Raw genomic sequence first — 12,436 nt, 5'->3', positions numbered from 1 at the left:
GACCCGACGGGTCGACGACACCTCGCGGGAGCTCCCGCGACACCGAGCCGCCCGTCGGCGCGCGGTCCACGCCCCTGGACCGTGCGTCGGCGGGCTTCGTCGTCTCCCGTCCCCACGGCACGCGGCACGCGGTCCGCGCGGCGCGTGCCGCACGGCGCGCGGACCGGCGCGTCGACGGCCGCCCGACGTGTGGGCGTCGCGACGTAGACTTCACTCCATGATCGAACTCCGCGCGAGCACGCCACCCGGGGGTCCCGAGGACCCGTTCCGGACTCCTGCGACCGAGCCGACGACCGGCACGTCGACCGGGGTGCTCGAGCGCGAGGAGACGCGCGAGCAGACCGAGCCCGGCGACCACGAACGCTTCGCGCACTACGTGCGCAAGGAGAAGATCATGCAGTCGGCGCTCTCCGGCAAGCCGGTGATCGCGCTGTGCGGCAAGGTCTGGGTGCCCGGCCGCGACCCGAACAAGTTCCCCGTGTGCCCCACGTGCAAGGAGATCTACGAGGGACTGCGAGACCCGCAGGACGGCGAGGGTGACTCCGGCAAGTGAGCGCGGAGCACCACACGACGTCCACCGGTCACTCCGCCCCCGACTCCCGTAGCAGGACCTCGCCGCCGGCACCCCAGAGCCCGTCCTCCGCGGCGGCGTCGCACCTCTCGCCCGCGTTCCCGCGGCGCGCCCCGTGGGGCTCGGCGTCCAAGCTGCGCGCCTGGCAGGCCGAGGCGCTCGAGCTGTACCGCACGCGCGCGCCGCGCGACTTCCTCGCCGTCGCGACGCCCGGCGCGGGCAAGACGACGTTCGCGCTGCGTGTCGCGACCGAGCTCCTGGAGCAGGGCGTGGTGCGGCGCGTGACGGTCGTCGCCCCGACCGAGCACCTCAAGCACCAGTGGGCCGACGCGGCGGCGCGCGTCGGCATCCGGATCGACCCGAACTTCCGCAACAGCCAGGGCCGGCACGGCGCGCACTACGACGGCGTCGCGCTCACGTACGCGCAGATCGCCGCGAAGCCGGCGCTGCACGCGGCGCGCACGACGGCCGACCGCACGCTCGTCATCCTCGACGAGGTGCACCACGGCGGCGACGCGCTGTCGTGGGGCGACGCGGTGCGCGAGGCGTTCGAGGACGCGACCCGGCGCCTCGCGCTCACGGGCACGCCCTTCCGCTCGGACACCGCGGCCATCCCGTTCGTCGAGTACGAGCGCGGTCCCGACGGCATCCGACGATCACGCGCCGACTACACCTACGGGTACGGCGACGCGCTGCGCGACCACGTCGTGCGTCCGGTGCTGTTCCTGTCCTACTCGGGCAACATGCGCTGGCGCACGAAGGCCGGCGACGAGGTGAGCGCGCGTCTCGGCGAGGCGCTCACCAAGGACATGACGGGCCAGGCGTGGCGCACCGCGCTGGACCCGAACGGCGAGTGGATCCCGTCGGTCCTCGCGGCCGCGGACAAGCGGCTGACCGAGGTCCGGCGGGCGATCCCCGACGCGGGCGGCCTCGTCATCGCGACCGACCAGACGGACGCGCGCGCGTACGCAGGCCACCTCGCGCGCATCACCGGGAAGTCGCCGACGGTCGTCCTCTCCGACGACGACGGCGCGAGCAGCCGCATCGAGGAGTTCTCCGACGGCGACGCGCGCTGGATGGTCGCCGTCCGCATGGTGTCGGAGGGCGTCGACGTCCCGCGGCTCGCGGTCGGCGTGTACGCGACCTCGACCGCGACGCCGCTGTTCTTCGCGCAGGCCGTCGGACGGTTCGTGCGTGCCCGCAAGCGCGGCGAGACGGCGTCGGTGTTCCTGCCCAGCGTGCCGCACCTGCTCGAGCTCGCGAACGGGCTCGAGATCGAGCGCGACCACGCGCTGGACCGGCCGCTCACGGCGGAGGAGCAGGGGGAGGGGTTCAACCCCGAGGACGCGCTGCTCGCCGAGGCGAACCGCGAGGACAAGGCGTCGGGCGAGCTCGTCCAGGGCTCGTTCGAGGCGCTCGAGGCCCAGGCGTCGTTCGACCGCGTGCTGTTCGACGGCGGCGAGTTCGGCACGGGCGCGGACGTCGGCTCGGACGAGGAGCTCGACTTCCTCGGGCTGCCCGGGCTGCTCGACGCGGACCAGGTCACGACCCTCCTGCGCCAGCGGCAGGCCGACCAGATGAGCGCGCGTTCGCGCACCACCCAGTCCGCGGAGCGCGAGCGCGCCGAGATGGACCACCGGCGCGCCGCGGAGCTCCGCAAGGAGCTCCAGCAGCTCGTCTCCGCGTGGGCGCGCCGCAGCGGGCAGCCGCACGGGTCGGTGCATACCGAGCTCCGGCGCCGCTGCGGCGGGCCCGAGGTCCCGCTCGCGACGGTCGAGCAGCTCGACGCCCGGGTCGCGACGGTGCGCGGCTGGTTCGTCGGGAAGCGGTAGCCCCGGCGGCCGGACGCGCCCGCCCGGCCGCGACCGGGTCGCGGCCCGGGGAGAGTCAGGACAGCGTGTGCACGACCGTCGGGATCGCCGGGTCGCCGGCGGAGAGGCGGCGCGCGCCGCGGGGCAGCTCGGCGCGGGCCTCGCGGTGGCGGTGCGCGGCGTTCTCCACGCCGTACGACCCGACCCAGCGCGAGTCGACGGCGCCGTCGACGACGAGGGGCACCTGGAGCCGGCGCAGGTCGACGTCGTCGGGCTCCCACTCCTGCACGGCGAGGTCGGCACCCGTGACGACGACCTCCTCGACCGCGCGCCCGTCGGCGTCGTAGCGGCGGGCGGCGCACTTGCGTCCGCCCGTGCTCGTCTTGGCGGTCGACGCCTTGGCGACGGGCTGGAGCACGCCGCTGGAGTCGGCGCGGGCGACGAGCTTGTAGACCATGCCGCACGTGGGGGCGCCGGAGCCGGTGACCAGGGACGTGCCGACGCCGTAGGAGTCGACGGGCGCGGCGGCGAGCGACGCGATGGCGTACTCGTCGAGGTCGGAGGTCACGGTGATCTTCGTGTCGTGCGCGCCGAGGGCGTCGAGCTGGCGGCGCACCTCGACGGCGAGGACGCCGAGGTCGCCGGAGTCGAGGCGCACGGCACCGAGGTGGCCGCCGGCCGCCTCGACGGCGTTCTCGACGCCGCGGCGCACGTCGTAGGTGTCGACGAGCAGCGTGGTGCCGGGGCCGAGGGACGCGACCTGCGACGCGAAGGCGGACCTCTCGTCGTCGTGCAGGAGCGTGAACGCGTGCGCGGCGGTGCCGATGGTCTCGAGGCCGTACCGGCGGCCCGCCTCGAGGTTCGACGTCCCGGCGAAGCCGCCGACGACGGCGGCCCGCGCCGCGGCGACGGCCGCCTGCTCGTGCGCGCGCCGCGCGCCCATCTCGAGGCACGGGCGCTCGACGGCGGCGCTCGTCATGCGGGACGCGGCGGACGCGACGGCCGAGTCGTAGTTGAGGATCGACAGGACGAGGGTCTCGAGCAGCACCGCCTCGGCGAACGTGCCCTCGACCGTCATCACCGGCGACTGGGGGAAGAAGACCTCGCCCTCGGGGTACCCGGTGATCGTGCCGGTGAAGCGGTAGCCGGCGAGGAACTCGAGGGTGCGGTCGTCGACGACGGACTGCGCGTGCAGCCAGTCGAGCTCGGCCGCGGAGAAGCGGAACGACGACAGCGCCTCCAGGACCCGCCCGGTCCCGGCGAGGACTCCGTACCGCCGACCCGGCGGGAGGCGGCGCGTGAAGACCTCGAACAGGCAGTGCCGGCCCGCGGTGCCGTCGGCGAGCGCCGCCTGGAGCATCGTCAGCTCGTAGCGGTCGGTGAGGAGCGCGGTCGACGCGCCGGGCTGGTACGTCGGCTGGTACGACACCCGCTGCGTCGGCGAGGCGGAGGGGGCAGCGCTGTCGGTCGCGGGGAGGGCGACGCTGCCCGGGTCGGCGAGGCTCATGCGGAATACCGTAGGGCAGCGACCGCCGCGGTGGGCGCCGACAGGCCCGCGAATAGAGTGGTGACGTGAGACCCCACCCGATCTTCACCCGCCCCGCTGCCGCGCAGGCGTCCCTGACCGTGCCCGAGGAGGCGGTCCGCACCGAGGAGGGGACCCGGCTCGACAGCCCGTGGGTCACCGTCGTGTGGAACGACCCGGTCAACCTCATGAGCTACGTCGCGTACGTGTTCGAGTCGTACTTCGGGTACTCCACCGCGCGCGCCCACGAGCTGATGATGCAGGTGCACCAGGAGGGCCGGGCCGTCGTGTCGACGGGCGACCGCGAGCGGATGGAGGTCGACGTGCAGGCGATGCACTCGTTCGGGCTGTGGGCGACGCTCCAGAAGGACGGCGAGCAGTGAGGCCGTTCCGCGCGGAGGCGCACGGGTACGTCGCCGAGCTCGAGCCGTCGGAGCGGATCGTGCTGGCGCAGCTCGCGGGCGACGTCGCGCAGATGCTCCAGGAGGGCGTCCCCGGGCGGGCGTCGGACGCGCCGGGCCGGTCCGGGCCCGACGACGCGTGGTCGCCCCCGGGCTGGACGGGCCCGACGCCCGGTGGGGGCGGTTCGGACGCGACGCCGCCCCCGGACCCGGCCGTGCGCCGTCTGCTCCCGGACGCGTCGGACGACGTCGAGGTGGCGCGCGAGTTCCGGCGCTTCACGCAGGACGACCTCGCGGCGCGCAAGGTCGGTCGGCTGGTGCTGCTCGCCCGGATGCTCGTGGACTCCGAGCCGGCCGAGGCGGCGCCGTTCGTCGTCGGACGCGAGGAGGCGCAGGACGTCGCGGGCGCCCTGACCGACGTGCGCCTCGTCCTGGCCGAGCGCCTGGACCTGCGCACCGACGAGCAGGTCGAGGGCCTGTACGACGAGCTCGACCGGGAGGGCGACGACGGCCCGGACGACGGCGAGGTGGGGGGTGCGCCGCGCCGCTTCCTCGTGAGCGTGTTCCTCCTCACGGGGCTGCTCCAGGAGTCGCTCGTCGACGGCATGCTCGCGGACCTGCGGGCGGGGCGGGGCGGTCCGCGCCCCGAGCCGCGGGGCTGAGCGTGCCGCGGACCTGTGGGCGCTGCCACAGCGGCGTGCGCGTGGTTCGAGGCGCCTCGCGCGGGGCGGCGACAGTAGGCTCGGCCGGGTGAACGACGCTCCCATCGGGATCTTCGACTCGGGCGTGGGTGGCCTGACCGTGGCACGCTCGATCCTCGACCAGCTCCCGAACGAGGCCCTCCTCTACATCGGGGACACCGCGAACAGCCCGTACGGGCCGAAGCCGCTCGCGGCGGTCCGGGCGATGGCGCTGGCGATCATGGACCAGCTCGTCGACGACGGCGTGAAGATGCTCGTCATCGCGTGCAACTCCGCGTCGTCCGCGGTGCTGCGCGACGCGCGCGAGCGGTACACGCAGCGCCACGGGCTCCCGGTCGTCGAGGTGATCCTCCCGGCGGCACGTCGGGCCGTGGCCGCGACGCGGTCGGGCCGCATCGGCGTCATCGGGACGCGGGCCACGATCACGTCGCGCTCGTACGAGGACGCGTTCGCCGTGACCCCGGGCCTGACCCTGACGACGCAGGCGTGCCCCGAGTTCGTGCCGCTGGTCGAGCAGGGCGTGACGTCGGGCCCCGAGGTGCTGGAGGTCGCGCACCGCTACCTGGACCCGGTGAAGGCCGCGGGCGTGGACACGCTCGTGCTCGGGTGCACGCACTACCCGCTGCTGACGGGCGCGATCTCGTACGTGATGGGCGACGAGGTCACGCTCGTGTCGAGCGCGGAGGAGACCGCGAAGGACGTGTACCGCACGCTCGTCGCGCACGACCTCGAGCGCTCGCGCGACGCCGGGCCGCCGCGGCACCGGTTCCTCGCGACGGGGAGCGCGGAGCCGTTCGAGCACCTCGCGCGCCGGTTCCTCGGTCCCGAGGTGCTGAGCGTGGAGGCGGCCTGATGCGTCTCGTCACGGTCGGGTGCTCGGGGTCGTTCGCCGGCCCGGCGTCGCCCGCGTCGTCGTACCTCGTCCAGGTGCCGGCCGCGGAGGCCGCGGCCGCGGGGCTCGAGGCGCGCGACTGGAACGTCGTGCTGGACCTGGGCAACGGGTCGCTGGGCGCGCTGCAGCGGTTCGTCGACCCGCTCGACGTCGACGCCGTCGGCCTGTCCCACCTGCACCCCGACCACTTCGTCGACGTGTGCGGCCTGTACGTGTACCTGCGCTACCACCCGGTCCGCGGCTCGACCCGCACGGGCGTGCCGAGCCGGCTCACCGTGCTGGGCCCGGCGGGCACGGCCGCCCGCATCGAGGCGGCGTACGGCGCGGAGCCGGGCGACGGCGTGACGGAGGAGCTCGACGTGCGCGCGTGGGAGCCGGGCGCGCCGGTCCGGGTCGGCCCGCTCGTCCTCGAGCCGTACCGCGTGTTCCACCCCGTCGAGGCGTACGGGGTGCGCGTCACCGGGCCGTCGACGCTGCGCCCGGGGGAGAGCGCCGTCCTCGCGTACACGGGGGACACGGACGCGTGCGACGGCGTGGTCGAGCTCGCGCGCGACGCCGACCTGCTCCTTTCGGAGGCGGCGTTCCACGAGGGCCGCGACGACGGCGTCGAGCGGGGCATCCACCTCACGGGGCGACGCGCGGGCGAGGTTGCCACCGCGGCCCGCGCGCGCCGGCTCGTGCTCACGCACCTGCCCGCGTGGAACGACCCCGAGCGCTCGCGCGCCGAGGCGCGCGAGACGTACACCGGCCCGGTCGACGTCGCCACGACGGGCGCGGTCTTCGACCTCTGACCGCTGAGCGCGGGGACGAGCCGCCGTCGGCTCCGGAAGACGTGACCATCCACCGCGCTCAGCGGTGGGCCGGGGGTCGGTAGGGTGGCGGCATGACCATCCCCTCCTCGTCTCCGGGCACGGCCGCGCCCCTCCGCGCCGACGGCCGCACGCCCGACCAGCTCCGCCCCGTGACCATCACCCGCCACTGGCTCGACCAGGCCGAGGGCAGCGTGCTCGTCGAGTTCGACCGCACGCGCGTGCTGTGCGCGGCGTCGTTCACCGAGGGCGTGCCGCGCTGGCGCAAGGGGTCGGGCGAGGGCTGGGTCACCGCCGAGTACGCGATGCTGCCGCGCGCGACGAACGAGCGCAGCCAGCGCGAGTCGGTCAAGGGCAAGATCGGGGGGCGCACGCACGAGATCTCGCGCCTCATCGGCCGGTCCCTGCGCGCGATCATCGACGTCTCCGCGCTCGGCGAGAACACGATCGTGCTCGACTGCGACGTCCTCCAGGCCGACGGCGGCACGCGCACCGCCGCGATCACGGGCGCCTACGTCGCGCTCGCCGACGCCGTCGCGTGGGGCCAGCGGCACGGCCACATCAAGGGCGGCAAGCCCGTGCTGACCGACTCCGTCGCGGCCGTGAGCGTCGGGATCATCGACGGCACGCCCATGCTCGACCTCCCGTACGTCGAGGACGTCCGCGCCGAGACGGACATGAACGTCGTCGTCACGGGCTCCGGGACGTTCGTCGAGGTGCAGGGCACCGCGGAGCACGCCCCGTTCGACCGCGCCGAGCTCGACGCGCTGCTCGACCTCGCGGTGGCCGGCACCGCCGACCTCACCGCGATCCAGCGCGCGGCGCTCGCGGCGGACCCTCGATGAGCGGCACGTCCGAGACGGCAGGCGTCGTCGTGCCCGACGGCGCACGCCTCGTCCTCGCGACGCACAACCCGGGCAAGATCGCCGAGCTGCGCGCGATCCTCGCGGCCGAGCTCGACGCGCACCCGGGGCTCGAGCTCGCGCCGGAGGCGATCGTCGGCGCGGGCGACGTCGGCGCGCCCGAGCCGGTCGAGGACGGCGTGACGTTCGCCGAGAACGCGCTCATCAAGGCGCGCGCCCTCGTCGCGGCCACCGGGCTGCCGGCCGTCGCGGACGACTCCGGCCTCGCCGTCGACGTGCTGGGCGGCGCGCCGGGCATCTTCTCGGCGCGCTGGGCGGGGCGGCACGGCGACGACGTCGCGAACCTCGAGCTCCTGCTCGCGCAGCTCGGCGACGTGCGTGCCGAGCACCGCGCGGCCGGTTTCGTGTGCGCGGCGGCGCTCGTCACGCCCGACGGCACCGAGGTCGTGCGGACGGGGGAGATGCGCGGGACCCTGCTCACCGCGCCGCGCGGCGCGAACGGGTTCGGCTACGACCCGATCCTCCTGCCGGAAGAGCAGCCCGGTGCGGGGACGGCCCGCTCGGCGGCCGAGCTGAGCCCGGCGGAGAAGAACGCGATCAGCCACCGCGGCAAGGCGTTCCGCGCTCTGGCGCCGGACGTCGTCGCGGCGCTCTCAGCGCGGTAGGGGGCGGCCGGCGAGCTCGCGCTCGCGGCGTCGGCGGTCGCCCGGCCGCAGCACGCCGACGAGCGCGACCACGCCGCGCCAGCCGAGCATCGTCACCGCGAGGAACCCGAACGACACGAGCTGGAACGCCGGGGCCACGCCTTGGTCGGTGAGCACGCGCAGCAGGACGCCCAGCGCCCAGGTGCAGCCCCAGACCACGACGCCCGTCGGCCACAGGGCCCACGGGCGGCGCCACGCGCGCGTGACGAGCCAGCCCAGCGCGGCGCCCGCGGCGAACGGCCACGCCACGACGAGCAGCCGGGTCAGACCCTCGTCGGCGGAGTGCGTCGCGAGGCCGCCGGTCGCGAGCGCAAGGACGCACGCGACGTCGGCCAGCGCGGCGAGCACGACGAGCCCGGGGCGACGAGGACGCGGTCCGGTGGGCGCGAGGTCGGTCATGCTCCCGACGGTACCCCGCCCGCGGGACCGTCCCCGCACGGCCCGGACCGGCCCCGGCGGGTCGATCCCGGGACGCGGAGGGTCGATCCCCTGGAACATAGGGTGGTCCCCGTGCACCTCGCCGCCGACGACCTCGCCTTCGCCTACCCAGGACGCCCCGTCCTCGACGGGGTCGGGCTGCGCGTCGCCGCGGGGACGCGGCTCGGGGTCGTGGGGGAGAACGGCACGGGCAAGTCGACGCTCCTGCACGTGCTCTCCGGCGACCTCGCACCCGCCCGCGGGGAGGTGCGCCGCGCGGGCTCGCTCGCGCTCGTCGAGCAGGAGCTCGCCATCACGCCGGGCCAGACGGTCGGCACGCTCGTCGCCGCGACGCTGAGCGGGCTGCGGGCGGTCGCCGCCGAGCTCGAGGCGGCGGCCCGGGACTTCGACCACGAGGCGGGCGACCTCGCCGAGCTCACGGAGATCCTCGCCCGCGCCGAGCACCTCGCCGTGTGGGACGCGGACCGCCGGGTCGACGTCGCGCTCTCGCGCCTCGGTGCGTGCCGCGACCGGGACCGCGAGCTCGCGACCCTGTCCGTCGGCGAGCGCTACCGCGTGCGGCTCGCGTGCCGGCTCGCCGAGCGCGCCGACCTGCTCCTCCTCGACGAGCCGACGAACCACCTCGACACCGGCGGGATCGACTTCCTCACCGGCGAGCTCGTCGCGTGGCGGGGCGGCGTGGTGATGGTCACGCACGACCGGCAGCTGCTCGACGACGTCGCGACCGAGATCCTCGACCTCGACCCGGCGATGGACGGGAAGCCGGTGCTCTACGGGCAGCCGGGGTACCTCTCCTACCGGTTCGCGAAGAACCAGGCGCTGCACCGGTGGCGGCAGCGGTTCCGGGCGGAGCAGAAGCGCGCGGAGAAGCTCGCCGCGGTGCTCGACGCGTCGTACGAAGGGCTGTCCGACGAGTGGCGCCCGCCCAAGGGCAGCCAGAAGCACCGCCGCGCGACGCGCGCCCGGATCCACGTCAAGGCCGCGGACCGGCGCCTCCAGCAGCTCGAGGCCGAGGCCGTCGAGGTGCCCGTGCCGCCGCTCCAGCTCGTGTTCCCCGAGCTCCCCGCGATGTCGCCCGGTTGGGAGCCGGGCGACCCGGTGCTCGAGCTGCGCAGCCCGCGCGTCGGGCCCGACGGCGGCGCGCGCCTCGACCTGCCCGGAACCCGGGTCGCGCTCCCGCCCTCGGGGCGCCTGCTCGTGACCGGGCCGAACGGCAGCGGCAAGTCGACGTTCCTCGCCGCGCTCGCGGGCCTGGTGCCGCTCGACCGCGGCACGCGGTCCGTGGTCGACGGCGCGCGCCTGGGCGTCGTCGCGCAGGAGGGCCCGGCGCTGCCCCCGGAGGCGGAGGACCGTACCGGGTTCGACGAGTACGCGCGCGAGGCGCTCGACCTGCTCGACGCGGGCCGCCTCGACCCGGAGCACCTCGTCCCCGTCGCGTTCCTGGGCCTGCTCACGGAGGAGGACCTGGACCGGCCGCTGCGCGAGCTGTCCGCGGGGCAGCGCCGGCGGTTCGACCTCGCCCGCGCGCTCCTCGCGGCGCCGCACGTGCTGGTCCTCGACGAGCCGACCAACCACCTGTCGATCGACCTCGTCGACGAGCTCACCCAGGCGCTGCGCGTCACGCCCGCGGCGGTCGTCGTGGCGACGCACGACCGCCGCATGCGCGAGGACCTCGACGACTGGCCCCGGCTCGAGCTCGGCTGACCCGCAGCGCCCTCAGCGCCGGACCGGCCGGAGCGTCGTGGCCAGGGTGCGGGCGGGACCGGCTGGTCAGCGGCCCTCGGCCGGGCTCTCCGCCGGGACGAGCACCTTGCCCAGCGCGCGGCCCCACGCGCGCGCCCGGTCGAGCTCGCCGTCGTCCAGGGGTCCCTCGACGTCGCCGACGTAGAACGACGCGGACGGGACGACGAGCCGGAACCCCGCGCGGCGCATCGCCCTGGCGGCACCGCGGGCCGCCGAGCCCGGGAGCGAGCGGACCTTCGTCGCGCGCGTGTCGAACGTCGCGGCGAGCCGCTCCTCGTCCTGCGGCGGGAGGGACTCCACCCACTCGCGCAGCCCGGTCGCCCGGTCGGAGACCGGGCCCGTCGCACGCTGCACTGCTTCGGCGCGGGTCGCGGGGCGCGTCATGCCCAGGGCGTGGGTCGGGCCGCCGGCGACCACCAGCTGCACGTGGCGCAGGGCGTCCGGGTGGGCGGCCGGGTCGGTCACGTCGACGACCTCGACGCGCACCGTCTCGCACAGGCCCTCCGCGATGGCCTGCGCGACGCGCTCGCTGTTGCCGTACATCGACTCGTAGACCACTGCGGCGTCCATCGCGCTCACCCCTTCGTCGACCGCCCGTCCGGACCGGACGGGTCCCCTCCCTCCAGCGTCCGGCTCCGAGGGCGCGACGCCCAGGGCCGACGGGAACGAGCGTGCGGGCCCTTGGTCCCGGGGTTCCCGGCCGGGGCGAGAGGGTCAGGGCGCGGGGCGCAGGCGGGAGTCGACGACGCGCACGAGCCACGCGAGGGCGAGGAAGACGACCGCCACGACGCCCGTGTTGACGAGCGCCCGGCCGAGGCCGAGCTCGCCCACGTCGAGGAACGGGTAGGGGTACCAGCCCACGACGGCGCCCCGGACGAACGTGTACGCGATCCACGCGAGCGGGTACGCGACGGACCACCAGACCGTCGCGGTGTCGACCCGCGGGCGCGGGCCCACGAGTCCCCACGCGGCCACCGCGAGCAGCGGCGCGACGAGGTGCAGCAGGAGGTTCGAGACCTGGCCGGCGCTCGTCAGGTCCTGCAGGCCGCGCAGCACCGTGTTGTAGACGATCCCGGTCACCGCGATGCACAGCAGCGCGTCGAGGCGCGCGACGCGGAAGACGGTCCCGTCGCGCGCGGGTCGCGCCGCGAGCAGGACGGAGACGACCCCGACGAGCAGGTTCGACTGGATCGTGAAGTAGGAGAACAGGCGCACGAGGCGCTCGGCCTGGCTCGGGGCCGTGCCGGGACCGTCGACGAGCGCGATCGCGACCTCCAGGACGACGCCCGTGAGCGCCGCGACGGCGACGAGCGCGTGCAGGGTGCGGGCCACGACGTGCCGGCCCGCGTCGGCCCGGACGCGCGGCGCGTCGGTCACGGCAGGCGGCCGACGTACGCCATCGCCTGGCGCAGCAGCACCCCCTGGCCGCCGCGCATCTCGAGCTGGACCTCGTCGCTGCACGCCTGCTCGGGCGTGAGCCACGCGAGCTCGAGGGCGTTCTGCTGCGGCCGGCAGTCGCCCGTCACCGGCACGACGTACGCGAGCGAGACCGCGTGCTGGCGGGGGTCGTGGTAGGACGTGATGCCCGGCGTCGGGAAGTACTCGGCGACCGTGAAGGGCTGCGGGGACGCGGGCACCTGCGGCAGCGCGACCGGGCCGAGGTCCTTCTCGATGTGGCGCAGCAGCGCGTCGCGGATGCGCTCGTGGAACATGACCCGCCCGGAGACGAGGGCCCGCGTCATCATGCCCTCGGGCGTCACGCGCAGCAGGAGGCCGACCGCGACGACGTCGCCCGAGTCGTCGACCCGGACGGGGACGGCGTCGACGTAGACGAGCGGGAGCTGGGCGCGTGCGACCGCGATCTCCTCGGCGCTGAGCCAGCCCGCGGGGCGCGGGTTGTCGTGGGAGAAGTCGTCGGGCGGGAAGTCGGCGGTGTCGGTCACGCGACTGTTCTACCCCGAGCGGTGCGGCGGGGCGA

General features: G+C 75.5%; 14 protein-coding genes. 9 read left to right on the top strand and 5 right to left on the bottom strand.

Annotated elements, in window-relative coordinates; translation table 11 throughout:
• Window positions 1–217 precede the first annotated feature (217 nt).
• Together ACPCUX_RS13400 and ACPCUX_RS13395 are read left to right on the top strand one after the other, a co-directional pair.
• Window positions 218–553 carry a DUF3039 domain-containing protein gene (locus ACPCUX_RS13400; protein ID WP_021482851.1) on the top strand — a complete coding sequence of 112 codons (336 nt, stop codon included), beginning with the start codon at window positions 218–220 and terminating at the stop codon, window positions 551–553.
• Complete coding sequence (locus ACPCUX_RS13395) at window positions 550–2,403, top strand: DEAD/DEAH box helicase (protein WP_137280244.1); 1,854 nt, start codon at window positions 550–552, stop codon at window positions 2,401–2,403. The genes ACPCUX_RS13400 and ACPCUX_RS13395 overlap by 4 nt, the downstream gene beginning before the upstream one ends.
• Window positions 2,404–2,458: 55 nt before the next feature.
• Here the strand turns inward: ACPCUX_RS13395 and ACPCUX_RS13390 are convergent, their stop codons facing one another.
• Window positions 2,459–3,889, bottom strand: coding sequence for a nicotinate phosphoribosyltransferase (locus tag ACPCUX_RS13390; RefSeq protein WP_423388958.1), 1,431 nt, complete (start codon window positions 3,887–3,889; stop codon window positions 2,459–2,461).
• A gap of 113 nt (window positions 3,890–4,002) precedes the next feature.
• Between ACPCUX_RS13390 and clpS the strand changes: the two genes are divergently transcribed.
• From clpS to rdgB, 6 genes are all read left to right on the top strand, one after another.
• Window positions 4,003–4,290, top strand: a complete 288-nt coding sequence (clpS, locus tag ACPCUX_RS13385; protein ID WP_423388960.1) for an ATP-dependent Clp protease adapter ClpS — start codon at window positions 4,003–4,005, stop codon at window positions 4,288–4,290.
• The gene (locus ACPCUX_RS13380; RefSeq protein ID WP_114553667.1) at window positions 4,287–4,970 is read left to right on the top strand and encodes a DUF2017 family protein; all 684 of its coding nucleotides are present in this window, start codon (window positions 4,287–4,289) and stop codon (window positions 4,968–4,970) included. Before clpS ends, ACPCUX_RS13380 begins: the two co-directional genes overlap by 4 nt.
• Before the next feature lie 88 nt (window positions 4,971–5,058).
• Complete coding sequence (gene murI, locus ACPCUX_RS13375) at window positions 5,059–5,862, top strand: glutamate racemase (RefSeq protein ID WP_031316087.1); 804 nt, start codon at window positions 5,059–5,061, stop codon at window positions 5,860–5,862.
• Window positions 5,862–6,692, top strand: coding sequence for an MBL fold metallo-hydrolase (locus tag ACPCUX_RS13370; protein ID WP_034655785.1), 831 nt, complete (start codon window positions 5,862–5,864; stop codon window positions 6,690–6,692). Before murI ends, ACPCUX_RS13370 begins: the two co-directional genes overlap by 1 nt.
• Before the next feature lie 92 nt (window positions 6,693–6,784).
• Window positions 6,785–7,555, top strand: coding sequence for a ribonuclease PH (gene rph / locus ACPCUX_RS13365; RefSeq protein ID WP_423388957.1), 771 nt, complete (start codon window positions 6,785–6,787; stop codon window positions 7,553–7,555).
• Window positions 7,552–8,238, top strand: coding sequence for an RdgB/HAM1 family non-canonical purine NTP pyrophosphatase (gene rdgB, locus ACPCUX_RS13360; protein ID WP_423388956.1), 687 nt, complete (start codon window positions 7,552–7,554; stop codon window positions 8,236–8,238). Before rph ends, rdgB begins: the two co-directional genes overlap by 4 nt.
• Here rdgB and ACPCUX_RS13355 read toward each other — a convergent pair.
• The gene (locus ACPCUX_RS13355; RefSeq protein WP_081896078.1) at window positions 8,227–8,676 is read right to left on the bottom strand and encodes a DUF3054 domain-containing protein; all 450 of its coding nucleotides are present in this window, start codon (window positions 8,674–8,676) and stop codon (window positions 8,227–8,229) included. The genes rdgB and ACPCUX_RS13355 overlap by 12 nt on opposite strands.
• 111 nt (window positions 8,677–8,787) lie before the next feature.
• Here ACPCUX_RS13355 and ACPCUX_RS13350 point away from each other — a divergent pair, with 111 nt between their 5' ends.
• A complete protein-coding gene (locus ACPCUX_RS13350; RefSeq protein ID WP_423388955.1) occupies window positions 8,788–10,419 on the top strand; it encodes an ABC-F family ATP-binding cassette domain-containing protein in 1,632 nt (543 codons plus the stop codon).
• 66 nt (window positions 10,420–10,485) lie between these two features.
• On the opposite strand, the gene ACPCUX_RS13345 is transcribed toward ACPCUX_RS13350, so the two are convergent.
• The 3 genes from ACPCUX_RS13345 to ACPCUX_RS13335 form a co-directional block, all read right to left on the bottom strand.
• The gene (locus tag ACPCUX_RS13345) at window positions 10,486–11,028 is read right to left on the bottom strand and encodes a flavodoxin domain-containing protein (RefSeq protein ID WP_194522404.1); all 543 of its coding nucleotides are present in this window, start codon (window positions 11,026–11,028) and stop codon (window positions 10,486–10,488) included.
• A 144-nt stretch (window positions 11,029–11,172) separates the two neighbouring features.
• Window positions 11,173–11,835, bottom strand: coding sequence for a Pr6Pr family membrane protein (locus ACPCUX_RS13340; protein ID WP_255438214.1), 663 nt, complete (start codon window positions 11,833–11,835; stop codon window positions 11,173–11,175).
• Window positions 11,832–12,401 (bottom strand): NUDIX hydrolase family protein, encoded by a 570-nt coding sequence (locus ACPCUX_RS13335; protein WP_009863909.1) that lies wholly within the window; start codon window positions 12,399–12,401, stop codon window positions 11,832–11,834. Before ACPCUX_RS13335 ends, ACPCUX_RS13340 begins: the two co-directional genes overlap by 4 nt.
• Window positions 12,402–12,436 lie beyond the last annotated feature (35 nt).

Origin of the sequence: Cellulosimicrobium sp. AB352 (assembly GCF_049538415.1) — a bacterium.
GTDB lineage: Bacteria > Actinomycetota > Actinomycetes > Actinomycetales > Cellulomonadaceae > Cellulosimicrobium > Cellulosimicrobium funkei.
Note: the sequence above shows the minus strand (reverse complement) of the source record. Positions and strands in the feature narration are given on the sequence as shown.